Below are 24862 nucleotides of genomic sequence, written 5' to 3' on the forward strand. Positions count from 1 at the left end.
CCGCCCCGGGTTCGGAACTCCGGGGCATCGTTCTTGGAGCTTACACAGCTACGGACGCCGGAGTCCCGGGCCCGTAGAAAAACTGGCGGCTACGTGTAAGCACGCGGTCAGTCTGCCACAACGAACCGGGTCGCACCACCACTTCTTCACTGGTTCGAACGAGTGATGTCGGTGCGGTGTCCGGCCTCGGCTGCCCGTGGTACGCCGGTTCCGGAACGGTACTCTGAATTACCGATGAGCACCCTGTTCGACGCCGCAGCCGACGGTCCCGTCCGATCCGACGGGATGCCCCCTCCCGATGGCCGGGACGGCCCGGCGAGGGCCGCGCCGCTGCCCTCCAGCGAACAGCTGGTCTCGGAGCTGAATCCGCAGCAGTGCCGCGCGGTACTGCACAGCGGTACGCCACTGCTGGTGGTCGCCGGGGCCGGATCGGGCAAGACCAAGGTGCTCACCCACCGCATCGCGCACCTATTGGACCAGCGCGGTGTGCATCCGGGCCAGATCATGGCGATCACGTTCACCAACAAGGCCGCCACCGAGATGAAGGAACGGGTGGCCGAGCTCGTGGGCAGGCGCGCCAACGCGATGTGGGTATCCACCTTCCACTCGATGTGCGTGCGCATCCTCCGCCGTGAAGCGAGAACACTGGGGCTCTCGACCAATTTCTCGATCTACGACGCCGACGACTCCAGGCGGCTCGTCACGCTGGTGGCCAGGGACCTGGAACTGGACTCCAAGCGGTATCCGGTGCGCACGCTCGCGGCGCAGATCTCGAACCTGAAGAACGAACTCGTCGATCCGGAGACGGCCGCCGAACGTGTCGGCAGCGACCTGGAGCGCAAGGTCGCCGATGTCTACGCCGCCTACCAGCGTCGGCTGGCGGACTCCAACGCGATGGACTTCGACGACCTGATCATGCGTACGGTCTCGCTGCTGCGTGATCACCCGGCCGTGGCAGAGCACTACCGCCGCAGGTTCCGGCACATCATGGTCGACGAGTACCAGGACACCAACCACGCGCAGTACGCGCTGGTGCGTGAGCTGGTCGGTACCGAGTCGGACGCGAGCGAGGTCCCGCCCGCCGAACTGTGCGTGGTCGGTGACGCCGATCAGTCGATCTACGCCTTCCGCGGCGCCACGATCCGCAACATCGAGGAGTTCGAGCGGGACTACCCCGAGGCGGACACGATCGTGCTGGAGCAGAACTACCGCTCCACCCAGACGATCCTGTCGGCGGCCAACTCCGTGATCCGTTCCAACACCGGCCGCAGGGAGAAGCGGCTGTGGAGCGAGTCGGGCGAGGGGGAACCGCTCGTCGGTTACGTGGGCGACAACGAGCACGACGAGGCCGCGTTCGTGGCCGCCGAGATCGACCGGCTCGTGGACTCGGGAGAGGCCACCTTCAACGACATCGCCGTTTTCTATCGCACCAACAACCAGTCCCGGGTGTTCGAGGAAGTGTTCATCAGGCTGGGACTGCCGTACCGGGTCATCGGCGGGGTGCGGTTCTACGAGCGCCGTGAGGTCCGTGACGCGTTGGCCTACCTGCGGGTTCTGGACAATCCCGACGACACCGTCAGCCTGCGCCGAATCCTCAACGTCCCCAAGCGCGGGATCGGACAGCGTGCCGAGACGGTGCTCGCCGAGTACGCCGAGCAGGAGCGCATCTCGTTCGGTGCCGCGCTACGGCATGCGGCACGGGGCGAGATCGGGCAGCTCAACTCGCGTGCGGCCCGCGCCGTCGCCGGTTTCACCGAACTGCTCGACGAGTTGCGCGAGGTGGCCGCGAACAACGATGTGGCCGAGGTGCTGCGCACGTTGCTCGAACGCACCGGCTACCGGGGTGAGCTGGAGAGCAGCGAGGACCCGCAGGACGCCTCCCGGGTGGAGAACCTCGACGAGCTGATCAGCGTGGCCCGGGAGTTCGGCGACACGCGCCCGACCGGGGAGTCGGAGTCCACATCGGATGGTGCTTCCGGCGGCGGTGATTCGGACGGCGGTGATTCGAACGGCGAGGTTTCCGGCGAAGGTGACTCCGCGAACGCGGAACAGGACGACAACCCACTGCCCGACGACTCGATCGGTGCCTTTCTGGAACGCGTCTCGCTGGTGGCCGACGCCGACGCGTTGCCGGAGAACAGCGACGGCCTGGTCACGCTCATGACACTGCACACCGCGAAGGGACTGGAGTTCCCGGTCGTGTTCGCCACCGGCTGGGAGGACGGCGTCTTCCCCCACATGCGGGCGTTGGGGGACTCGCAGGAGCTGTCCGAGGAACGCAGGCTGGCTTACGTCGGTATCACCCGCGCCCGGCGACGGTTGTACCTCTCCCGCGCGTTGATGCGCTCCGCCTGGGGGCAGCCGGTCACCAATCCGGCCTCGCGGTTCATCACCGAGATTCCGCAACATCTCGTGGAGTGGCGCAAGCTGGAGCCGGAGCGTTCCGCACCACGCGAGCGTGGCGGCTGGGGCGGTCGCGGTGGTTCGGAGGCCGGGCCCGGAGGTCCCTCCGGGTCGGGTGATCGCGGTTCCCGCGGTGGTGGTGCGTCGAGCTGGAAGAACTCCGTTCCGATCAAGCTCGAGGTGGGCGACCGGGTCAACCACGACAAGTACGGGCTCGGCACGGTGCTCTCCACCGACGGTGAGGGGGCGCGCGCCACGGCCAACATCGATTTCGGCGACTCGGGCACCATCCGGCTCATGCTCATCGGCAGCGTGCCGCTGGTAAAGCTGTAGAACGTCCCGGACCTCGCGGTTCGGCCGCGAGGTCCGGGGTGAGACGGTTCAAGCCGTGTCACGACGCCGGTATCCGGCGACTCCGATCGCAGTCAGCAGTACCGCCGTGGCTGCCAGCACGAGCAGCGGTACCGGGGTGAACTCCTCGGTGGGCAGCGTCGGCACGTGGGCGAACGGCGAGAGGTCCGAGATCCGGTCCGGCACTCGCAGCAGCGGCCCGAACATCCCCACGAAGACGATCCCGGTCAGGACGAGCCAACTCAGGCCGGTGGCTTTGGGCAGCACCCCGAACAGCAGGGTCGAGAGCCCGGCCAGTACCCAGACCGCGGGCAGGTAGGCCAGCGCCGCCCCCAGTATTCGGACGACGTTGCTCGGGTCTCCGCTGGTTCCCGCGTAGACCAGCCCCGCGCCGAGCCCGGCCCCGCCCATCACCAGCACGCTGCCGCACAGCGTGGCCGCCAGACCGGACAGCGCCCAGCGCGACCGGCTCAGCGGGGTGCCACCCAGCAGGGGTTCCACCCGTCCGGCCGACTCCTCGGCACGCGGCAGCCCGGCGGACTGCAGCGCGAACCCACCGGCCACCATGCCCATCAGCGAGAGGTAGGTGGCGATCATCGTCTCGGCCGAGTCGGCTCCGCCCGCCTGCTCGAAGTAGCGCCGGGCCGTCTCGTTCTCCCGCGCGAACACCGCTGCCTGCTCACCTATCGCGCCCACGAACGCGCCGAACAGCACGAAACCGACCGTCCAGCCCGTCAGCACGCCGCGCTGCAGCCGCAGTGCCAGCGTGAACGGGCCGGACAGCAGTGCCGAGGCGGTCGCCCGACCGGAGCGACCCCGCACCAGCCCCGCTCCCTCGTCGCGCCGGGAACGCAGCAGAAACGCCCCGAGGAGCAGCAGCACCGTCAGCGCTACCCCGAGCAGCAGCGGCCAGCCGGTGCCGTCGACGTAGGCACGGGTGCGCTGTGACCAACCGACCGGGGAGAGCCAGGATAGTGTGCCGTCGCCCAGGTCGCCCGCGCCGCGCAGCGCGTAGCTCAGCGCGAGGAGCGAGGCCGCGGCCCCCACCGCCGCTCGGCCGTGCTCCATGAGCTGTGCGGTCACCGCCGTCACCGCGGTGAAGACCGTGCCCACCATGGCCAGCCCCGCCGCGAACAGCAGCGAACCCGCCGTGCTCAGCTCCGGCAGCACCACGGGCAGTGCGAAACCGAGCAGGGCGCCCAGCACCAGGTTCACGCCGATGACGGTGACCAGCGCCGCCGTGAGCGGGGCGTGCCTGCCGACCACTCCCGCGCGCAGCAACTCGGCCCGGCCGCTCTCCTCCTCGTGGCGGCTGTGCCGCACCAGCAGCAGGATGCTCATCAGTGCGATGAGCACCGCCGTCATCCCGCCCATCTCGTTGGCGACCATCGCGCCGAAGGTGTAGTCCTGTCGGCCGAAACCGGGTCCGGTCAGCACCACCGTGGCCGGGTTGTCCATCAGGGCGGCCCGTGCCTGCCGGTCGGCGGCGGAGTCGAGTGCCACCGGGAAGGTGGCCACGCTGCCCAGCAGGAACACCGCCACTCCGAGGATCCATGCCGGGATGCGTATCCGGTCCCTGCGAAGTATCAGCCGGATGAGCGCTCCCGTTCCGCGCAACGTGCTCATCGGTTCGCTCCTTCGGGGGTGGAGGTCTCCGACCGCTGCTCGTAGTGCCGCAGGAACAGCTCTTCCAGGGTGGGGGGCTGACTCGTCAGACTTCGGACCCCGACCGCGGTGAGTTCGCGCAGCACCCCGTCCAGGTGCGGGGTGTCCACCTCACAGCGCACGTGGGTGCCGGTGATCTCCAGGTCGTGCACGCCGGACAGCTCGGCCAACCCCTCCGGGGCCGCCGAGAGTTCCGCGGTGACCGAGGTGCGGGTCAGGTGCCGCAGTTCGGCCAGGGTGCCGGACTCCACGGTGCGCCCGGAGCGGACGATGGTCACCCGGTCGCAAAGCGCCTCGACCTCGGAGAGGATGTGGCTGGACAGCAGCACGGTGCGTCCCTCGCGCTGCTGTTGCCGAACGCACTCCCGGAAGGTCTCCTCCATCAACGGGTCCAGCCCCGAGGTCGGTTCGTCCAGCACGAGCAGCTCTGGTTCGGAGGCGAGTGCGGCCACCAGACCGACCTTCTGCCGGTTCCCCTTGGAGTAGGTACGTGCCTTCTTGCGCGGATCGAGGTCGAACCGGCGCAGCAGGTCCTCCTTGCGGTGCTGGTCGATGCCGCCGCGCAACCGGCCGAGCAGGTCGATGACCTCGCCGCCGGAGAGGTTCGGCCACAGCGTCACGTCGCCCGGAACGTAGGCGATGCGGCGGTGCAGCTCGGTGGCGTCGTGCCACGGGTCGCCGTCGAGCAGTCTCGCCTCGCCGGAGTCGGCGCGCAGCAGCCCGAGCAGGATCCGGATCGTGGTGGTCTTCCCCGCGCCGTTCGGGCCGAGGAAACCGTGCACCTCGCCGGTTCGCACGCTCAGGTCCAGCCCATCCAGCGCACGGGTCGGACCGAAGTTCTTGGTAAGGCCGGAGATCGTCACGGCCGTGGGGTCGGAGTTCAACGTGACTCCTTCGGAACGGATTCGGGCGGTTCGGCTGCCTTTCACAACCGCGGCGGATCGGAGTCCGCCGTACGTTCCCCCGCGCGGGAGGAGTACAGCCGCTTCACGCGGCGGTCCGCCCTGTCGGCTCCGGTGCTGGCGATCGTGCGTACCACGTTTTACACAGTACACAACGTTCATAAATCTGTGAACAGAATGAATCGTGCTGCCGGCTCCGTCCGGTTCCGCGTCCTGCCCGCCGGCGCGGAGCCGAATCGCGGAGTGGATGTCCGGCCGCGCCAGTGAGGCGGCCGGGATCGTGAGGCGGCCGGGATCGTGAGGCGGTCGACTTCGCGAGGCGGCGGCGGGATTCCCGGGGTTCGGAGTCGTTGCGATAGACTGTTTTCACGGAGCTGTGAAACTTAGCAAATGTATGAATCAGTCGCGCGAGTGATGCGTGGTACGAGTGCGGGAGGTCCCGGATGTCCGAGACAGCACCCGATCCCGCGCCGGAACCGGTGGACGCGACAGGCCGTGACGAGCAGGAGGTGGCTCGGTTCGTCGAGCGGTTCGCGCTCAACCTGACCGAGGCGGGGTTTCCCCGCATGCCCGCCCGTGTGTTCGCGCGGATGCTCGTCGATGACGACGGCTCGTGCACCGCGGCCGAACTGGCGAGCTCGTTGCGGGTGAGCGCCGCCGCCGTTTCCGGCGCGGTGCGTTACCTGATCCGCGTGGGGCTGCTGTCGCGCGAGCGTGAGCCCGGCAAGCGCCACGATCACTACCAGGTGCGCGACGACATGTGGTACGAGGCGTTCGCGCAGCGCGACGACCAGTTCCTGCAGTGGGAGGACACGCTCCGGGCGGGCACCGACACGCTCGGGCCGGACACCAGGGCGGGCGCGCGTCTCGACGAGACCCGCAGGTTCTTCGAGTTCCTGCGTGCCGAGCTACCCCGAATCATGACGAAGTGGCGACAGCAGAAATACGGCGACAACGCCCACTACGGTTAGTACCGCGACGGTTGGTACCGCGACGCCGGTTCGAACAGCAGCGTGCCTGCGTGCTCGACCAGTGTCCAGCCGTTCAGGACACGTGGAACCGCCGTTTCGGTAACAGGCATCCACTGCTGCCTGCCGGGGCGTACACCCGGATCAGGCGAGCAGGCGATCGGCTGGAAACGCTTCAGTCGGCGAGTCGGGCCGCGAGCCGGTCGGCAGCGCTGTTGGGCTCGCGACCGAGGAGCTCGGCCAGCAGGGGATCGGCTGCCGCGAAGTAGCCGGCGCGGCTGGCCTGGTACCAGGTGAGCATGAGCCGGGCCGCCTCCTCGGGGACTCCGCTCGTGATCTGGTCGGCGACCCACTGTTCGTCGTTCAGGACGGTGCGCTCGATGGTGCGGCCGGTCAGCTCGGAGGCGATCGTGGCGAAATCGTCGAAGGTGACGGCGACCGGCGCGGTGAGGGTGATCGGGCCGTCGAAGGAGCGGCCACCGGCGAGGATGACCGCGGTGGCCTCGGCTACGTCCGCACGATCGGTATACGGGACGGGACCGTCTTCCGGTCGGGCGATCTCCCCGGTCCGTCGCCACGGGCCTAGTACCTGATCGAGCGTGCCGTAGGCGCCATTGCGCAGCGCGGTCCAGGCGACTCCGGACTCGGCGAGGACGTCCTCGGTGGCGATGTGGATCTCCGACGGCCGGTACGGATTGCCGGGGACGGCGGCCTGCTGGCTCGTGTAGAGGATCCGCTGGGCGCCTGCGGCGACTGCGGCCTCGATGGCATTGCGATGCAGGCCGACCAAGTCGGCCGCCGGATCGTTGCCCGATACCAGCAGTACCTGCTCGGCACCGGCGAACGAGTGGCGCAGCGCGGCCGGATCCTCGTAGGAGCCCTGCCGCACACGGACGCCGCGATCGGTGAAATGCCGCGCCCCGGCGACGTCACGGACGCTGACGCCGATCCGGTCCGCGGGTACGCGCTCGAGGAGGTTCTCGACGGTGGCGCTACCCAACCCGCCGGTGGCACCGGTGACAACGATCATGCTTGTGGCCTCTTCCTGTCTGCCCACACCTTGTCCGCCCTGGTGGAGGACGGCGGCATAACTTGACCCTATGGGTCAGTTTATGCCTCGCAGGCAACGGTAGGTAAACTGACCCGGGGAGTCAAATTTCGATGCCGAGCGCCAGTGAGAGTCGGTGAGAACCTTGACCGGTGCGGTGCCATCGCAGCCACGGCTGCGGGCCGATGCCAGACGTAACTCCGAACAGATCCGGTCCGCCGCGATCGGTGCGTTCCAGGGACGGGGACTGACGGTGCCTCTGGAGGAGGTCGCCAGGGCCGCCGGGGTGAGTAAGGCCACGATCTTCAACCGGTTCGGCGGCCGGGTCGGCCTCATCGAGGCCGTCATCGAAGAGGTCGTCGCGACGGAGCTGTTCGCCGTCATCGATCACACGCGGACGATCGAGGACGTCGGCGAGCGGATCGCGTACTACCTCACCGCGCTCCGCGACCTCCAGTACCGCCAGCCCGCGGTCAACGACGTCCTGTTGCAGTCATACCCGCACTCGCGGCAGCTCATGGAGATCTGCCGAGTCGGGAGCGAGGTCAACGACGAGCTCGTCGCAGCGGGGCGGGAATCCGGCGCACTGCGGGCGGAGTTCACGGCGAGCGACCTGCACGCACTTGTCGTCGACAACGCCCTCGCCCTCAAACACGGCGGCCTGCCTGCCCGGGACGACTACGACCGCCGCACCACGTACCTCCTGGACGGGATCCGCGGGCACCAGCCCGCCGCGGACGGACGATGACGGTGTCCCCGTCCTGATGCGGGATTCCTGCCCTGATGCGGCGAACGGCTGTCGGACCGGTCAAGTGCCGTTGCGGACAACAACCACATCAGTCCTCGTGCGTGACCTGGTAGCCGGCACGTGAGTCGGAGCCTTGGGAGCGTTGGGCCGGCTCCCGGGTAGCGACCTACGTGGCGAGCGGCGCGGCGATTTCGCGAGAAATCGACGCCGGTACCGGCGAGAAGACCACGCGTGTTCGCGAGGAGCGGCGTCGCCCCTCGCGAACGGATCGCCGTGTTCCGTCCACAACGGACGGGAGTTTCGGTCAGCTGATGTAGACACCACGCTCGTTGAGCCAGGGCAACGGATTGATCTTCGTTCCGCTGGCGTTCCAGATCTCGAAGTGCAGATGGTCTCCGGTGGAGAAGCCACGGTTGCCCATCGTGGCGATCTGTTCACCGGCCTCGACGTGCTCGCCCACGTTCGCGGTGATGCTGTTGACGTGGCCGTACACGCTGATCGTGCCGTCGTTGTGCTGCACGCGCACCCACAGGCCGAAACCGCTGGCGGGGCCCGCCTCGATCACGGTTCCCTCCGCGACGGAGACGATCTTGGTGCCTTTGTCGTTGGCGATGTCGATCCCGTAGTGGGTGGTGCCCCAGCGGCCACCGAAACCGGAGCTGAACCTGCCGAGCGCGGGTGCGACGTAATCGGGTTGGCGAGCCTCGCGCAGCGCCTCCTCGCGTGCCTGCTCCACCCGCTGGCTCTTGGCGAGCTTGCGCACCTCGTCATTGGTGTCGGTGGTCCGTGCCACCGGCAGGATCTCGGGCGCCGGTACGGCACCGCCGACGCTGGCACCGTCGGAGCCCTTGTTCGTTCCACCGACTTCGGTCGTTCCGGTCTTGGAGCCGTCCGTGACCGAGCCCAACGACGCCGCCGCGTTCTGCCCGGAGGCCAGCGGGGTCTGGTCCTCCTGCGGGGTGTCGGACTGGTCCTGCTCGGCTGCCATGGCCTGGCCCGCGGCGGCGAAGGCACCCGCCGCGACGGCGGCGACCACGATCCGGCCCCGCAGTACCGACGGCGGGGTCGGGGTACGTTGTCGGCGCGGTTTATCCGATGTGGACTCTTCGTCCGAGGTGTGCTGTTGAACCGGGGTGTTGTGCTGACCGCCGGGGGAGCGGTGTCGAGTCAATGCTTGACCTTCCGTCTCGGGGAGCCGGATCACTGGGCCGGGCGGGGGACCCGGACTGGTCGGGGTTAACCGGGAAGTGTCCCTGTTCGTGATCTGACTGTGACAACGGACGTCGGGACATTAACCAAGGAACGCCCCTAGGGGCAAATCCCGATCTTGATATCGATTCCGTCCCGTTTTCCGATGCCGTGGAGCGGGTCGCCGCGGGACTTCCGGGACACCGGACTCGCTCCTTGGCGTGCGTGTCGCCGTTGCCTGCGATTTCGACGCCCGCCTCGGTGTCCGCCACGTGGCTCGCTTCCGGACACAGTGGACCTTCGGGGGTTGCCTCTCCGAAGCTTTCGGTGTCATAAGTCACATCGAATCATGTCCGTGCTGGGCTCTTGAAACCAGGTCTTACGGGTGACGGCTTCGCGAAAATGACACTTTCAGTGGTTGTTCAACCTCGTTGTGTCGCTTGTTCAGGTGAGTTGTCGTGTTCTTGAGCTAGTCTTTTCGATTTGTCCGTGTCCGCAGCGTTATTCGGGGTATGCCCCGGCCCCACGGCGGCGAGTTGCTAGCGTCGCGACGTGAACGCCCGTCCCGGCAGTGAAACCGGAGTCGAGTCCGGCGCCACCCCCGATCCCGAACGTGCGGACCGGCCGCCCCAGACGGCCACATCGGACGATTTCGCCCTCGGCGCGAACCCCCTTCCCGGGCTGCGGTTCGCCTGTCTGCTCGTTCTTCTCGGCGCGATCGCCTCCGGAACGGCACCGCTGTTCGGTGTCGTGAACCCCGCCGCGCCACCCGCCTATCCCTCCGTTGCTCCGCTGCTCGTGCTCGGCGTCCTGCCCGCCCTTACCGCGTTCGGCTTCCTGCGCGCGCGCAGGCCGGGCGCCGCGCGTGCGGTGCTGCTCGTCACGGCCGCCGTGGCCGTCGCCAGGGGAATCGGATCGGCGCAGCTTCTCGTCGAACCGGGGTTGTTGTCCCGGCCCGAACTGATGCTGCGGGAGAGCCTGCGACCGCTGGATCCGGCCCCCGGGACCTGGCTGCTGCTCTCCGGCTACGCCGTGGTGTTCCTCGCCGGGATACTGGCCCTTCGCACATCCACCGGTGAGACCTCGCGCGCCGCGAGTGGCGCTAGTGGTGGCAGACAGCCGCTGTTCGTGCTCGTGCTGTGCTTCGCCGCGCTCGGAGCGGCGGGGGCGCTGCCGGCCGCGTTCCGTTCGCTCGACCCGTTCGTGGTCTCCCACGGGCTGTTGAGCGCTCCACCACTGGTGTTCGCGGGTGATCTGCTGCTCGCCGTCGTGATCCCTGTCGCCGCCGGACTCGCGGTGAGCTCGGCGGAACCCGAGGTCGGTCGGGGCGGCCTCGTCGGCCTGGCGGTGAACCTGGCGGGAACCACGGTGCCGGTGCTGTTGGCAGTGCTGTCGGACTCCGAGCTGCTGATCGGGTGGGGAATCGGCTTCGCTCTGGTGGCACTGGTCGGACTCGGCGCGTTGTCGATTCCGGTGGGGCGAACCGTCGCACGGTCGGAAGAAAGCCCCTCCGAGATCTCGTTACCCGCCCACACCGGGCTCGCCGTGCTGACCGGGGCCCTTGGCGCGCTCGGTGGGGCGTTCGCGGTCGTCGCGGCGCTGGTGCCGCAGTTACGTGCCCCGGAACGCGTGATCGGTTTCGGGGACAACTACAACCTGCTGCCGTTGCTGCTGGCCGGGATCGTGCAGTTATCGCTCAGCCTGCCGCTGCTGCGCCCCGGTCTGGTCGCCCCGCGCCCCGTGCTCGGTACCGCCTGGGCGATCCTCCCGTTGACCGCCGCCGCGGACCTGGACACCGTGCTGCGGTTCGCCGGTGGCACCCGGCTGGAACTCGTGCCCTACGGCGTGTGGTGCACCGTCGTCGCCGTGGTGCTCACCTGTTGCGCGGCGGTGTCCGCCGCCGTCACGGGTGCCATCGAGCGCGACGAGGTGGATCTCAGCGACATCACCCCCAGCCGTTCGCTGCTGCCGCCCACAGCGCTCACCGGCCTGCTGGTCGTGGCGGCCTTCGGCTTCCCGGTGTTCCGCACGCCCGACCACGTCTCACCGGGGTTGTTCAACGGATTCGGCATCGCTTCGTGGGGGTTGCTCACCGCGCTGCTCGTGGTGCTGGCCGCCCTCGTGCTGGTGCCGGTCTCCCGAGGGAAGCGGGCCGCGGCACTGCTGGCGGGATGCGCGGTGGTGCTGTCCTTCCGCGCGTCGCTGGCGCCGCTCGCGGCCCCCGCCATGACCGAGGGCTTCTCGCTCGGTTTCGGCTTCTGGAGCGCGCTGGGGGCCGTGGTGGCCGCTGCCGCCACGGCGGTGCTGGCCGCCCGCCCCACCGGATGATGTGAGTTTGACCGCTCTGACGACGGTGTCGGGGGTGAACACGGCGGAAATCGCCGGTTTCGGGACCGTTCCGCGTGAGCGAGTTCACCGGGTGCGCCGCCCCGATCGTTCTCGCAGGTCGATATGGTTACCGGAGTCCGACACCGACGTCGCAGGAGAGTCGCGTGGACCTGTACGAGTACCAGGCGAAGGAGATCTTCGCCTCCCACGGAATACCGACACTGCCCGGTTCCGTGGCCACCGATCCCAACGGGGCCAAGGCAGTGGCGGAAGAACTCGGCGGACCTGTCGTCGTCAAGGCGCAGGTCAAGGCCGGGGGGCGGGGTAAGGCCGGCGGTGTCAAGCTGGCCGAGAACCCGGACGAGGCCCGAACCAAGGCGGAAGCGATTCTCGGGCTCGACATCAAGGGCCACACCACCCGCCGAGTGCTGGTCACCGAGGCCTCCGACATAGCCGACGAGTACTACCTCTCGTTCCTGCTGGACCGTGCCAATCGCAACTTCCTGGCGATGGCTTCGGTCGAAGGCGGCATGGAGATCGAGGAAGTAGCGGCTACCAAGCCCGAGGCACTGGCCAGGATCCCCATCGACCCGATCGAGGGTGTGGACCAGGCCAAGGCGCGGGAGATCGTCGAAGCCGCGAAGTTCCCGGCCGAGATCGCCGACCAGGTCAGCGACATCGTGGTCCAGCTCTGGGAGGCGTTCGTCGCCGAGGACGCCACGCTGTTCGAGATCAACCCGCTGGTCAAGGATCCGCAGGGCAAGGTCATCGCGCTCGACGGCAAGGTCGCGGTCGACGACAACGCCTCGTTCCGGCAGTCCAAGCAGGCGGAGTACGTCGACGAGGGCGCCGAGGACCCGCTGGAGGCCAAGGCCAAGGCCAAGGACCTCAACTACGTCAAGCTCGACGGGCAGGTCGGCATCATCGGTAACGGTGCCGGTCTCGTGATGTCCACCTTGGACGTGGTTGCCTACGCGGGCGCCGATCACGACAACGTCAAGCCCGCCAACTTCCTCGACATCGGCGGTGGAGCCTCCGCCGAGGTCATGGCGGCCGGGCTGGACGTCATCCTGGGCGACCCGGACGTGAAGTCCGTCTTCGTCAACGTCTTCGGCGGTATCACCGCCTGTGACGCGGTCGCCAACGGAATCGTCCAGGCGCTGAAGATGCTCGGCGACGAGGCCACCAAACCGTTGGTGGTCCGCCTCGACGGCAACAACGTCGAGGAGGGCAGGCGAATTCTCGCCGAGGCCGACCACCCGCTGGTCACGTTGGTCGACACCATGGACGGCGCGGCCGACAAGGCCGCCGAGCTGGCTGCGGGCAAATAAGGGGCGATCCGCTGTGTCAATTTTCCTCAACGAGAACAGTAAGGTCATCGTCCAGGGCATCACCGGTTCGGAGGGCACCAAGCACACCGCTCGGATGCTGCGTTCCGGTACGAACATCGTCGGCGGCGTCAACGCCCGCAAGGCCGGGCAGTCCGTCGAGATCGAGGGCAATCAGCTGCCGGTGTTCGGAAGCGTCGAAGAGGCGATGAAGGAGACCGGCGCCGACGTGTCGGTGGTGTTCGTACCGCCGAAGTTCGCCAAGGACGCCGTGATCGAGGCGATCGACGCCGAGATCGGGCTCGCGGTGGTCATCACCGAGGGGATCCCGGTGCACGACTCCGCCTACTTCTGGGCGCACGCCAATGCCACCGGCAACCGGACCCGCATCGTCGGGCCGAACTGCCCGGGCGTGATCTCTCCGGGCAAGTCCAACTCGGGAATCATCCCCGCGGACATCACCGCCGGCGGCAAGATCGGTCTGGTGTCGAAGTCCGGCACGCTGACCTACCAGATGATGTACGAGCTGCGTGACATCGGTTTCTCCACCTGCGTCGGCATCGGCGGCGACCCCGTCATCGGGACCACCCACATCGACGCGCTGCGCGCGTTCGAGGACGACCCCGAGACCGAGGCCGTGGTGATGATCGGCGAGATCGGTGGTGACGCCGAGGAGCGCGCGGCCGAGTACATCAAGGCCAACATCAGCAAGCCGGTCGTCGGTTACGTCGCGGGCTTCACCGCCCCCGAGGGCAAGACGATGGGTCACGCCGGTGCGATCGTGTCCGGTTCCTCCGGTACGGCCCAGGCCAAAAAGGAGGCCCTCGAGGCCGCCGGGGTCAAGGTCGGCAAGACGCCGAGCGAGACCGCCAAGCTCATGCGCTCGATCATCAACGGCTGATCGACCCGCGCTACGGCAGGCCGCTTCCGCCCGGTTTCCGTTCCAGGGGACCGGGCGGAAGTCTTTCCGCACCGGGCCGCCCCCGGTGGTGTGCCGCGCTCGTGACGGTCAGGACGCGATTCGGTAACGTCGAACTCCCGCGCTCCGCCGCCACTTCTTCGCGTCGGGCGATTCGCAAGCGGAGCCGGTTCGCACGATTCCCGGTCAGGATGGAGTTCCCATGTCCGCGCCCTATCCGCCGCCCCAGCAACCGGCGCAGCCGGGTGGAGCCGGTGGCTCCCAGCTGGACGCGAAGTCGATTCTCGCCCTCGCGGCGGCAGGTATCGGAGCGCTCGGCTGGATCCTCGGTTTCTTCGCACCCGCGATGAACTCGCTGCTCGGCGGGCTTCCCGGCCTGGGCTTCGTCATGGTGGCGCTGCTCGCGGCCATGCGGTTCTTACCCAAGGGGCCGAACGTGCTGTTCGTCGCGGCCCCGCTGGCCGGTTACACGGCGCTGTCGATGCTGCAGAACGTCATAGTCGCCGGGGTGTCGGGTTCGAGCGGTTCCATCGCCGGCTGGGGCATCGTGTTCATGCTGCTGTCGTTGCTGCAGGCGGCGGCGGTGATCGCGTTGCTGCTGCTGGAGCAGGAGATCGTCACCGCACCCTCGTTCGGCAGGGGAGCGACGCAGGCCGCTACGCAGCAGGTGCAGCCGTCGTATCCGGGACAGCAACCCGGACCCTACGGTGCCGCACATCCCCAACCCGGCCAGCCACAACCGGGCCAACCGCAGCCCGGTCAACCGCAGCCCGGCCAACCGCAGCCCGGTCAACCCCAGGCGGGTGGTTGGAACCCGCAGAGCGGCCCGCAACCTGGTTACCCGGCGCAGCCGTACACCGGTCCGCAGCCGCAGCAGGGCCAGCCGCCACAACCTGGCCAGCCCCAGCCCGGCCAGCCGCAATCCGGCCAACCCCAGCCCGGTTGGAACTCACAGCAGGCGGGTGGTTTCGTTCCGGGGCAGCCGCCCCAGCAGCCCGCACAACCCTATTCCCAGCCGCCGCAGGGTGGGTCCGCTTCGCAGGAGAACCCGGCTCAGCCCGGTTCGTTCGCGCAGGCCAATCCCCACGAGCAGCCCTCCCAGCCTGGTCAGGAGCACTCCGGGCAGGCTCAGCAGGAACAGTGGGGTGACACCAACGGTGGGCCGCAGGGGACGCAGCAGATGCCGCACCCAAACCAGAATCCTCCTTCGTGAGCAGCGGTTGGTTTCTCGCCGCCCGCCGGTAGGGTCTCGGCGGGCGGTGACCCGCGAGTGCTCGTGACTCGCGGCAGTCGCCCGAAAGAGTGAGCAAGCGGCGCGTCGTGACTTCGAGAGACCCGGCACGCTGTCACATTCGACCGCGTGACGGCACTCGAGTCCCCCACGGTCGAAACCGCCGAGTCCTCGACTCGGCAGTGGTGCCGCGCGATCAGCGGGGCACTCCTCTCCGCGCTTTCGGTGATACTGACCTGCTACCTGCTCGTCGCCGCGTTGCTGGCGTTCGTGGTTTCCACGGCCGCGGACGCCGAGTTCGTCCCGGCCGGTGTGCTGCTGGCGGCGATTCCCGGGTGGTTGGCCGCGTTCCAGGTGCCACTGCTGATCACCGGAGCTCCGCTCAGCGCGTTACCGCTGTTACCGACCCTGCTCTGCGTTCTGCTCGTCTCCCGCGCATCGCGTCGGGTGGCGCGGCGCAACCGGCTGCGCAAACCGGAGCAGGCGCTGCCGGTGGTGCTGGTCATGTCGCTGAGCCATGCGGTGTTCGGCATGGTGCTGGCGATCGCGCTGACCGGAACGCAGGTTCCGGTGCAGGCCCGTCCTTGGCAGGCGTTCTGTTGCTGCGGCCTGCTCGCCGCCTGTGCCGCCACCGTGGGGCTCGCCGACCGTTGTGGAATGCTCTACCAACTCTGGCAGTACGTCCCGTCCGGCGCCTGGCGTGCCGTGCGCAAGGGACTGCTGGGTACCGCCGCTGTGATCGGCACCGGAGCGGCGGTGTGCGGGGCGGCCGTGCTGCTCGCACTGCCGCGGTTGTACGAGCGGTCGGTCGAGCTGGCCGGCCTCGGGGACGCCGCGGGTGCCGTGCTGCTCGCGTTGCTGTACCTGCCGAACGCCATCCTGGGGTGCTGGGCGTTCGTTACCGGAACCGGTGTTTCGTTCGGTGCCTCGGTGAGCACGCCGTTCCGAACGGCGACGGACGCGTTGCCACCCGAACTGCCGGTGTTCGCCGTCGTTCCGCCGTCCGGGCTGCCGAGCTGGACGCCCGTGGTCTTCCTCCTACCAGTGGCGCTGGGTGTGCTGCTAGGGCACAGCTGCAGGAACCTGGCCGAGCGGAGCCGGGACAGGCAACACCTGGTGCTGCTGGCCGTACTGGTCACCACACTGGTGGTCTCGGTGCCCGCTGTGCTCTCCGGAGGCCGCTTCGGCGGCGAGTACGGTCCGCTCTCACTGCGTCCGTTGTCGTTGGCCGCCACCACCTTCGCCTGGTTGGCGGTCCCTGCCCTGGTGACCTCCCGGCTGGTCGGACGACGTGACACCGACCTCGTCGACGACGCCGATCTTTCGTCCGGCTCCGGGACCGACGCGTGGCTCGTCGAGGCGGATTCGAAGACCGGCGGGGATCCGGCCGCTGAGGACCCGACCGCCGAGGACTCGACCGCCGAGGACTCGACCGGTGGGGACCCGACCGCCGAGGACGAACGGTTCCCGGACGGCGAGCAAGCGGAGGACGGCGGGGAGATCGCCGAATCCGCCGCTGATGATCCCGGAACTTCGTCCGAACCGTGGGTACCGGAGCAGCGGGAGGACCAGTGGCAGGACTTCCCACGACAGGAGGGGGAGCTGCTCGAAGCCGAGGGACAGCGGGAGCGGGAGCTTTCCGCGCTGTCCTCCCAGCAGTCGGGATGACCGGAACTCCGGCTCGCTTCCGGACGGCCTGCGACGAAACCCCAGTTCAAGGCAGAACGGAACGCGTTCCGGGGTGCCGGTGGTGTCGCTGTTCGCACGGCTGTGCACAACTCGTGCTCGAATCCTGAGTGCTGAGCCACTCGTATCGGGACCTGCCGGTCGTGATCGTGGGCGGTGCGCCTAGTCTGCGGGTGACATTTCGTCAGCGCGACATCCATCAGGCCGTCATCAGGAGTGCACACTGAGCTCCCCACTCCCAACCGCCGCGGAACACGACAGTTCGACGGAAACACAGTCCCCGGTCAGAAGTTTCCGACCGTCGAGGCCAGTGCGCGTGGTCGTGCTGGTCTCCGGATCCGGCAGTCTGCTGCAGGCGCTGCTGGACGCCACCGCCGATCCGGACTATCCCGTTCGGATCGTGGCTGTGGGGGCGGACCGCCCCGGTATCACGGGATCGCAGCGTGCCGAGAGTGCCGGAATCCCCACCTTCACCTGTCGACTCCCGGAGTTCTCGAGTCGCGAGGACTGGGATCGGGCACTGGCCGAGGAGTGCGCCGCTCACGAGCCGGATCTCGTGGTCTCCGCGGGGTTCATGAAACTCGTCGGCCCCGAGTTCCTGGCTCGGTTCGGCGGACGCTACCTCAACAGTCACCCGGCGCTGTTGCCGTCGTTCCCGGGAATGCACGGGGTGCGGGACGCACTGGACTACGGCGTCCGGGTGACCGGCTGTACCCTCTTCGTCGTCGACGAGGGGGTGGATACCGGTCCGATCCTGGCGCAGCAGGCGGTCGAGGTGTTGCCCGATGACGATGAGGAGAGCCTGCACGAGCGGATCAAGGCCGTGGAGCGGCGAACGCTGGTGCGAACGCTGGAACGGCTGGCAGTGCACGGTTGGACCGTGCGGGGACGAAAGGTGAGTATCGGGGTGACCGCTAACTCGGGGCGACAACGGCGTGCCGTGCATCGCGCGTTGATCGGTGTTTCGGACAAGGCCGGCCTGCTTGAGCTGGCCACGGGGCTGCACGCGGCCGGTGTGGAGATCGTCTCCACCGGCGGCACCGCGCGGACCATCTCGGCAGCCGGGGTTCCGGTTACGCCGGTGGAGGAGCTCACCGGTTTTCCGGAGGCCCTGGACGGCCGCGTGAAAACCCTGCACCCCAGGGTGCACGCCGGGCTGCTGGCCGATCAGCGCAAGCAGGAGCACGTCGAACAGCTCGCCGAGCTCGACATCGCCGCCTTCGATCTGCTGGTGGTCAACCTCTATCCGTTCAACCGCACGGTCGCCTCCGGCGCGGAGCCGGAGGAGGTAGTGGAGAACATCGACATCGGTGGCCCGGCGATGGTGCGGGCAGCGGCCAAGAACCACGCGAACACGACCGTGGTGGTCGATCCGAACAACTACGAGTGGGTGGTCGAGCGGGTTCGCGCGGGCGGTTTCGACGAGACGGAGCGCGCCGAGCTCGCGGCAGCCGCGTTCCGGCACACCGCCTCCTACGACGTAGCCGTCGCCGGCTGGATGACCGGCCGCACCGCCCCCGAGGGCGAGACCTTCCCCGGCTGGGCTGGTGAGACGTGGGAACGCCGCAGCGCGTTGCGTTACGGCGAGAACCCGCACCAGCCCGCGGCACTGTACGTCTCGGGTGGCGAGGCCGTCGGGCTCGCCGCCGCGGCGCAGTTGCACGGCAAGGAGATGTCCTACAACAACTACGTGGACGCCGACGCGGCGTGGCGCGCCGCCCACGATCACCGGCGGACCTGCGTGGCGGTGGTCAAGCACGCCAATCCGTGCGGTATCGCGGTTTCCGACGCGGGTGATGTGGCCGAGGCGCACCGCAAGGCGCACCAGTGCGACCCCGTCAGCGCCTTCGGTGGTGTGATCGCCAGCAACCGGGAGGTCTCGGTGGGCATGGCCGAGCAGATCGCCGAGGTCTTCACCGAGGTGGTGGTCGCTCCCGGCTACGCCGAGGGCGCCCTCGAAGTGCTGCAGCGCAAGAAGAACGTGCGCATCCTGACCGCGCAGCCGCCGCAGTCGGGGCGTGTCGAGATGCGGGCCATCTCGGGCGGACTGCTGATGCAGGGAGCCGACGAGATCGACGCCGACGGCGACGACCCGTCGAACTGGACACTCGCCTGCGGGGACCCCGTCGACGAGGCCACGCTGCGGGATCTGGAGTTCGCCTGGCGCACCTGTCGAGCGGTCAAGTCGAACGCCATCCTGCTGGCCGACGACGAGGCCACGGTCGGTGTCGGGATGGGACAGGTCAACCGGGTGGACTCGGCTCGGCTGGCGGTTTCCCGCTCCGGGGAACGCGCCGCCGGTTCGGTGGCGGCCTCGGACGCGTTCTTCCCGTTCCCCGATGGCCTCCAGGTGCTGCTGGACGCCGGGGTGCGTGCGGTCGTGCAGCCGGGTGGTTCGGTGCGGGACGAGGAGGTCACCGAGGCGGCCCGGGCCGCGGGTGTTCCGCTGTACCTGACCGGGACCAGGCACTTCGCGCACTGACGCGTCCCTTTCCTCCGCCGCTGTCGGGACCTGGTCAGCACCGGGGTCGAGCCGGTCCCGACAGCGCCGAGGGGCGAGAACTCGGAGGTCGTCGAACTCGTCCGGAGCGGAACCCGTTCCTCGGCCCGAGCTCGCTCTCGCCCGCTCTCGCGGCCGTTCCCGACGGAATCGGGATTTTCCGAAGTCGAAACCGCCGCTGTCAGGATGTGCCGGCCCCCTGGAGCCAGACGTGCCAGGGCTGGGCGGCGACCCACCGGGCGATCGGTGTCGTGCTGATCCCGAGCTCGCGTCGCACGGTGTCGTGATCGGCGACGAACAGCTCCGTATCCGGTTCCCCGGCCAGCCAGTGGTAGATACCACCGACGCCGGAAGCGGCTTCCGGGCCGATCACCCGGCCGAGCCTGCTCTCGAACTCGCCGACCTCCTGCGGCCGGAAGGCGATCGGTCGGCCCATTCCCCTGGAGAACTCCTCGGCGAGCTCGGCACCGGTGACCGCTTCCGGTCCGCCGATGCGCAGCGTGGCTCGCTCCAGGCCCTCGCGGTGCAGCGCGGCGACCGTGGCCGCGGCGAGGTCGTCGTGCGACAGCCAGGAGACCCGCAGGTCGGCGGGAAGCGGATAGGACAGTACGCCCTCCTCGGCCAGTTCGGGACCGTTCCAGGGGCTGAACGTGTTGTCCAGGTACACCGGCGGACGCAGGGTGACCACGGGTAGTCCGCTGTCGCGGAGGATCGCCTCCGCGATCCGCCTGGTGTCGTAGGCCGCGTACGAGGTGTCGGTGTCCGGAACCGGGGTGTTGGTGTTGTAGACCAGCCGACGGACGTTCGCCTCGCGGGCCGCTGTCACGACGTTGTGCGCGTAGGTCTCGATCAGTCGTGCGTCGAAGTGCAGCGGGAGTTGCACCACGGCGTGGGTGACGTCGCGGAAGGCCTCGCGGACACTGTCCGGATCGGCCAGATCGCCGTGGACGGTTGCCGGTTCGGGAGCTCCCGGAGCCGGCGTGCCCGTGCCCCGTGCGAAACCGCGAACCCGGTGGCCCGCTGTCAGCAGCGCCCGCGCCACGGCGGCTCCCTGGAAGCCGCTGGAACCGATCACCAGGTAGTTGTCCGATTCGGGCATGTTCCTCCCGCCTTCCGGTGCCGCTCTCGTCGCTCGTGCGGTGCGATGCACGTCGTGCCGTACTCCATACCCTCTTCCGGCGCGGAAAACCAGGCTCTCCGGGCCGCACACCCGACGGCTCCACTTTCGACCGCCGCGCGCTCGACGGCCGCACGATCGAACAGGCTGTTCGATCACCTGTTCGAATGAACGTATTGACGTGGTGCTTCGGGCGCGGTTTACTGGAGCCGTTCGAACAGGGGTTCGATCGCGGGGTGATTCCAACGTGGTCGGTTCGAACGCGGTGACGGGTGGCCGGCGTCGGGGGTCGGCCACCGCCACGACGCGGTGTCGTGTTTCGACACGAGGCGAGCGGAACGCCTCCCTCGCGTGACCGCGGTGCCGGGCAGCGGGAGCCCGGTGCGTGCACGCGAGAGCTCGTCTCCGTCGGGGTGTCGCCGTTCCGCGGGGCGGATCGTCACGACTGCCGGGGTGTTCGTGGCGATCCGTCCACAGCGGACGTTCTTCTCTCTTCGCGTCTCCGCGCGGGGCCCGTGCCGAACTCGTCTCGGCCGCGGGGAGTACATCGGGGTGGCCACACCGCACCAAATCGGGTGTGTTTTTCCCCACTTCGTCGGTAGTCCTGTCGCCGTTCCGGGCGCCGTGGGTGGTCGCCCACACCGTGGTTCCGGGTGTTTCGCGCGAGCCGTCGATGCCGTTCCCGCCGTCGAGCGATCGCTGAACTCCCCTTCGCGGCTCGTACGACAGCGCCACGATCGCGCTTCCCACGCGGCACGACAGTATCCTGCGCTGCGGATATCGCGTGATTCCGCATGATCGTCCGGTCTGTCGGAGTTGTCGACCGTTTCGATCGATCGGTGTCGCTCCCAGCGGTGGCCGGTCCGCCGCGCGAGTGTGTCGCACCGCGCCGAACCGGGCGCGTCCGGCAATTACCATCCAAGCGTGGCCGAAGGCGACTCCAAGGAACATCCGGAGCCGAGTTTCGAGATCGGCAAGGACGGGCTGGGCGGCATAGTCGTGGGACTCGACGGCAGCCCGGCGAGTTTTCACGCCGCCGCCTGGGCGGCCGGGCTGGCACGGCGGGAACGGGCTCGTCTGGTGCTCGTCTACGTCGAGGCGGTCGGCGGAGTCGCCTACTGGTCACCTATGGGGGTGGCGGTGGCCAGCGAAGCCGCCGAAGGACTCGTGGAGGATCTCAAGCAGGAGATCGTCAACCATCTGAAGTGGGTCGACATCGACTGGGACTTCGTGCACCACCGCGGCGATCCCGCCGTCGGCCTGGAGCAGGTGGCCGAGCAGTACCGGGCCGACCTCATCGTGGTGGGCCGTTCCCGCAGACGCGGTGGTCTGCTGGGCACCGTGCCGGCCACGCTGGTCGTGGAGGCCGTGCGGCCGGTGGTCGTCGTTCCCTGAGCGGAGTCCCCCGGTCGGGTTCTCGTACTACGCGCTTGGCGGAACCTCCCGCGGGCTCTCGCTCCGGGAGACCCGACCTCGGGTAGCGATCCGGTCGCCCGGACCACGGGCTCCGTGGATCGGGCGACCGGACGCGCTGTCACACCGCGTGAACCGCGGCGTCAGCCTTCCATCGGAGGCAGTGCGGCCTCGTTGCCCTGCAGCGCTACCAGCGTGCCGTCGCCGAGCAGCTCGTTGACCGAGACGGGCAGCACGTAGGCCGTTCCACCGCCGGGCTGTTCGAACCACGGCACAGCGGTTCCGGACAGCACCTGCACGGGACGCTGCACCCGGTAGGCGAAGTAGTTCCGGGTAGCCCACTGCGGCGGCAGCGAACGCTGGTTGTAGGGCGTGCGGATCGCGTACGTGACGTTGCCGTCCGGATCGCCGAACCGGTCCAGCTCGGTCCCCGGCTGCAGCACCGTGTTCTGCCTGCTCCGGTAAAGGGTCAGCGGCGGCTCGCCGCGCAACGGCTGGATCGGCTGATCCGTTCCGGGACGCCCCTGCTGTGCCGCGCCCGCCTGGGACTGTCCACCGGGGACCTGCCCGTTCGGCGGTGCCTGTGGTTGCCCACCGGGCGGTTGCCCACCGGGGATCTGGCCGTTGGGCGGTTGGCCGTGCCCACCGGCGACGGGCTGGCCCATCGCTCCACCGGGGACACCGGGTTGTTGCGGTCGCGGGGGGTTCGGAGCTCCCGGTGGTGGCGGGGATCCTCCCGGCGGCATCGGACTCGGACGCTGTCCCTCCTGGCCGGGTGCGCCCTGGTTCGGCTGCGGTGCCGACGGCGGTCCCGCCGGGTACTGCGGAGGCTCGGCCTGGCCGGAGTGGCCGGGCTGTCCCGGAGCGCCGGGCTGTGGGGCGGGGCCGGGCTGGTCGGAGCGAGGAGGACGCTTCGGCAACGGCGGGGGCATCTGCCCCGGCGGTGGGGTCGCGCCGGGATCCCCTTCGCCGGTGGGTGTCTCCCCGACGGGGGGCTCCGTCGCCGGGTGCGAGGGCTCCTCCTCCGACGGTGGTGCCGGTGCCTCCGCTGCCGAATCCGCCGCGGGTTCGTGCGGTTCGTCCTGCCACTGCTCGGTGGCGGTGAACAGGAAGTTGCCCTCCTGAGCCGTCGCGCTCCCACTCTCCGTACCGGAGGCGCGCCTGGGGAGATCGCCGAGCGGCCCGGGCTCCGCCTGTCGCGACTCGTCCGCCACCGCGTGATCGGTCACGGCCGGTTCGGCGGAGATTCCATCGGTGGAAAGCGGCGTGTCGGAGTCGAGTGGCGTCGCCGGGGACAGTGGCTGATCGACAGTACCCGCCGCTGTTCCCTCCGGCGCGGTCTCTTCCGGCGCGGTCTCCTCGGGAGCCGTCTCCGCCACCGCTGTCTTCTCCGGCGCGGCCGGCGCCCCGGTTTCCGGCGCCGAACCCGTCAGCTCGTCGGTCTCGTTGAGCAGCAGACTTCCCAGCAGGTAGGCGCAGGCCTGCTCCGGTCGCGCGAACCGCATCGGCTCGTCGTTCGTCCCGGGCGGTGTCACCACCCAGTCAGCGCCCTCGTCGTAGAGCGACCACACCGACTCGGAACGCTGCCCCAGCCGGTACTCCTCCGTGTCCAGCCCGAGTTCGTCGAGTCGCTGCCGAAGCTGACCGAAGATGATCTCGGGGTTCTCCTCGGACTCGTCGGTCATGCCGTGCCGGGAAGCGGTGACCGCCTCGCCGAACGGGTCCGGCTCCGACTGTTGCTCGCTGCCGTACTCGCCGGTGAGTTCGTCGCCGGTGAGTTCGTCGTCGGTGAGGTTCCCGCTGTCGAGGTTCCCGCTGTCGAGGTCGGCCTCGTGCTCCCGTTGTTCGGGGGAGTCGTCGCGCTCGAACGGCGTTCCGTTGTTCGGCTCCGGCATGGCGGGCACGTGCGTCCCGGCGTTCGGATCCCCCAGCACCGGGTAGTCGTACAGCCCCGCGCCCTCGCCGTGCACCGGGTGTTCGCCGAAGGACGACTCCGGTGGGCGTGGGTCTTCGGCAGGCATCGCCGTCACGGCCTCGGTGGAGCCGGTCGGGCGGTCGTCGGCCGCTTCGCCGAGCCGCTGTTCGTAGCCGAGATCCTGCTCAGCGGTGTCGAACTCCGCAGCCTGCTCGGCCTCTTCGGCCGCGCGTGCGGCTTCCTCCGCCGCCTCCATCACACCGGGTGCCAGCTCCCCGAACCGGAAACCGTTGGAGCGGATGTGCTGCAGCAGCTCGGGTTGCGGCGGCACGCCGTACTGCGACAGATAGTAGGGAACCTCGGTGGGCCACACCCAGGAACCGTCGCTGTGCCAGCTGTCCGGGATCGCCTCCGGCCGGTTCGGGTCCAACCGGTCGGCGATGTTGTACTCGGCCGCCAGCACGATCGGGGCGTTCTCCAGGTAACGCCGCAGCGGCTCGCTCTCCTGGGGGGCGAGCGGTGGCCTGTCGTGCACCAGCGGTCGCCCCTGTTCGTCGACGTCGTCGAACACGCGGGCCACGGTCAGGCCGGGATGCTCGGCCGGTTCGTCCCCGACTCCGGCGGTTTCCGCGCCCGGTGGTGGCGGCGTGGGGGAGTCCGGCTCGTTCGGCGGTACCTGCTGCTCGCCTGCCGCGGTGTCCGCGTTCGCGGGGCGCCCCAGCCTGGCGTTCATCCAGTCCGGGATGTTGTCCTCGGAGCGCGGGTAGCGGTTCAGTTCGTCGACGTAGGCCTCGGCGGGCAGCGGCTGCTGCCACTGGGGCTCCTCGTCGAAGTTGATGTCGATGCGGTAGCTCGACGGACGCTCCACTGTGTACAGTGCGCTGAGCCAGGTGCCGACGTCGGGCCGGTACATGCCCTCGCGGAGATGCCCGAAGATCCCGTTGAGTTCCTCCGGCGGCTCCCACGCTCGGCTATCGCCGTCCTGCAGGGTCACTTCCGCGAGCAGGTCGTGGTACTCACCCGTGGCGCGGTATTCCACGGTTATCTGCTGCCAGTCCTCGGGGGCCTCCTGTAGCAGCAGGACCCCGATCCTGCGTGCTATTTGTTCCTGCTCTTCCGGGCTGATCGCTGTCGGGCGCGACATGGGTGTCA

The 24862-nt window shown here is 69.0% G+C and carries 16 protein-coding genes and 1 pseudogene; 11 read left to right on the plus strand and 6 right to left on the minus strand.

Annotated features, from left to right (window positions below; translation table 11 throughout):
* Nucleotides 1-234 precede the first annotated feature (234 nt).
* Nucleotides 235-2736, plus strand: a complete 2502-nt coding sequence (locus BM394_RS16195; protein ID WP_092979486.1) for a UvrD-helicase domain-containing protein — start codon at nucleotides 235-237, stop codon at nucleotides 2734-2736.
* Nucleotides 2737-2784: 48 nt separating this feature from the next.
* Here BM394_RS16195 and BM394_RS16200 read toward each other — a convergent pair whose 3' ends face one another.
* Nucleotides 2785-4380 (minus strand): ABC transporter permease, encoded by a 1596-nt coding sequence (locus BM394_RS16200; protein ID WP_092979487.1) that lies wholly within the window; start codon nucleotides 4378-4380, stop codon nucleotides 2785-2787.
* Nucleotides 4377-5303, minus strand: coding sequence for an ABC transporter ATP-binding protein (locus BM394_RS16205; RefSeq protein ID WP_092979580.1), 927 nt, complete (start codon nucleotides 5301-5303; stop codon nucleotides 4377-4379). The genes BM394_RS16200 and BM394_RS16205 overlap by 4 nt, the downstream gene beginning before the upstream one ends.
* A gap of 461 nt (nucleotides 5304-5764) precedes the next feature.
* On the opposite strand from BM394_RS16205, the gene BM394_RS16210 reads away from it, so the two are divergent.
* Nucleotides 5765-6292 carry a GbsR/MarR family transcriptional regulator gene (locus tag BM394_RS16210; RefSeq protein WP_092979488.1) on the plus strand — a complete coding sequence of 176 codons (528 nt, stop codon included), beginning with the start codon at nucleotides 5765-5767 and terminating at the stop codon, nucleotides 6290-6292.
* A 172-nt stretch (nucleotides 6293-6464) separates the two neighbouring features.
* Here the strand turns inward: BM394_RS16210 and BM394_RS16215 are convergent, their stop codons facing one another.
* Entirely contained in the window at nucleotides 6465-7319 is an 855-nt protein-coding gene (locus tag BM394_RS16215; protein ID WP_092979489.1) for an NAD(P)H-binding protein, read from the minus strand.
* A 163-nt stretch (nucleotides 7320-7482) separates the two neighbouring features.
* Here BM394_RS16215 and BM394_RS16220 point away from each other — a divergent pair, with 163 nt between their 5' ends.
* Nucleotides 7483-8085 carry a TetR/AcrR family transcriptional regulator gene (locus BM394_RS16220; RefSeq protein ID WP_092979490.1) on the plus strand — a complete coding sequence of 201 codons (603 nt, stop codon included), beginning with the start codon at nucleotides 7483-7485 and terminating at the stop codon, nucleotides 8083-8085.
* 304 nt (nucleotides 8086-8389) lie between these two features.
* Here BM394_RS16220 and BM394_RS16225 read toward each other — a convergent pair whose 3' ends face one another.
* On the minus strand, nucleotides 8390-9256 hold the full coding sequence (locus tag BM394_RS16225; protein WP_245780244.1) for a M23 family metallopeptidase: 867 nt from the start codon (nucleotides 9254-9256) through the stop codon (nucleotides 8390-8392).
* Between the two features lie 569 nt (nucleotides 9257-9825).
* Here BM394_RS16225 and BM394_RS16230 point away from each other — a divergent pair.
* From BM394_RS16230 to purH, 7 genes and pseudogenes are all read left to right on the plus strand, one after another.
* The gene (locus tag BM394_RS16230; RefSeq protein ID WP_092979491.1) at nucleotides 9826-11601 is read left to right on the plus strand and encodes a hypothetical protein; all 1776 of its coding nucleotides are present in this window, start codon (nucleotides 9826-9828) and stop codon (nucleotides 11599-11601) included.
* 164 nt (nucleotides 11602-11765) lie between these two features.
* Nucleotides 11766-12932 (plus strand): ADP-forming succinate--CoA ligase subunit beta, encoded by a 1167-nt coding sequence (gene sucC / locus BM394_RS16235; protein WP_092979492.1) that lies wholly within the window; start codon nucleotides 11766-11768, stop codon nucleotides 12930-12932.
* Between the two features lie 13 nt (nucleotides 12933-12945).
* Nucleotides 12946-13830 carry a succinate--CoA ligase subunit alpha gene (sucD, locus tag BM394_RS16240; RefSeq protein ID WP_092979493.1) on the plus strand — a complete coding sequence of 295 codons (885 nt, stop codon included), beginning with the start codon at nucleotides 12946-12948 and terminating at the stop codon, nucleotides 13828-13830.
* 220 nt (nucleotides 13831-14050) lie between these two features.
* The gene (locus tag BM394_RS16245) at nucleotides 14051-15061 is read left to right on the plus strand and encodes a DUF5336 domain-containing protein (protein WP_175530127.1); all 1011 of its coding nucleotides are present in this window, start codon (nucleotides 14051-14053) and stop codon (nucleotides 15059-15061) included.
* Between the two features lie 147 nt (nucleotides 15062-15208).
* Entirely contained in the window at nucleotides 15209-16747 is a 1539-nt protein-coding gene (locus tag BM394_RS16250; protein ID WP_092979494.1) for a cell division protein PerM, read from the plus strand.
* A gap of 340 nt (nucleotides 16748-17087) precedes the next feature.
* Nucleotides 17088-17624, plus strand: a pseudogene (gene purN, locus BM394_RS23750) (phosphoribosylglycinamide formyltransferase); the annotation flags it as partial.
* A gap of 48 nt (nucleotides 17625-17672) precedes the next feature.
* Nucleotides 17673-19247 (plus strand): bifunctional phosphoribosylaminoimidazolecarboxamide formyltransferase/IMP cyclohydrolase, encoded by a 1575-nt coding sequence (gene purH / locus BM394_RS16255; protein ID WP_342752730.1) that lies wholly within the window; start codon nucleotides 17673-17675, stop codon nucleotides 19245-19247.
* 199 nt (nucleotides 19248-19446) lie between these two features.
* On the opposite strand, the gene BM394_RS16260 is transcribed toward purH, so the two are convergent.
* Nucleotides 19447-20364 (minus strand): SDR family oxidoreductase, encoded by a 918-nt coding sequence (locus BM394_RS16260; protein ID WP_092979496.1) that lies wholly within the window; start codon nucleotides 20362-20364, stop codon nucleotides 19447-19449.
* 942 nt (nucleotides 20365-21306) lie between these two features.
* On the opposite strand from BM394_RS16260, the gene BM394_RS16270 reads away from it, so the two are divergent.
* Nucleotides 21307-21777, plus strand: a complete 471-nt coding sequence (locus BM394_RS16270) for a universal stress protein (RefSeq protein ID WP_245755197.1) — start codon at nucleotides 21307-21309, stop codon at nucleotides 21775-21777.
* A gap of 161 nt (nucleotides 21778-21938) precedes the next feature.
* On the opposite strand, the gene BM394_RS16275 is transcribed toward BM394_RS16270, so the two are convergent.
* The gene (locus BM394_RS16275) at nucleotides 21939-24854 is read right to left on the minus strand and encodes a glycohydrolase toxin TNT-related protein (RefSeq protein WP_092979498.1); all 2916 of its coding nucleotides are present in this window, start codon (nucleotides 24852-24854) and stop codon (nucleotides 21939-21941) included.
* Between the last annotated feature and the right edge of the window lie 8 nt (nucleotides 24855-24862).

The sequence above is a fragment of the Actinopolyspora lacussalsi subsp. righensis genome (genome assembly GCF_900116555.1).
Lineage (GTDB): Bacteria > Actinomycetota > Actinomycetes > Mycobacteriales > Pseudonocardiaceae > Actinopolyspora > Actinopolyspora lacussalsi.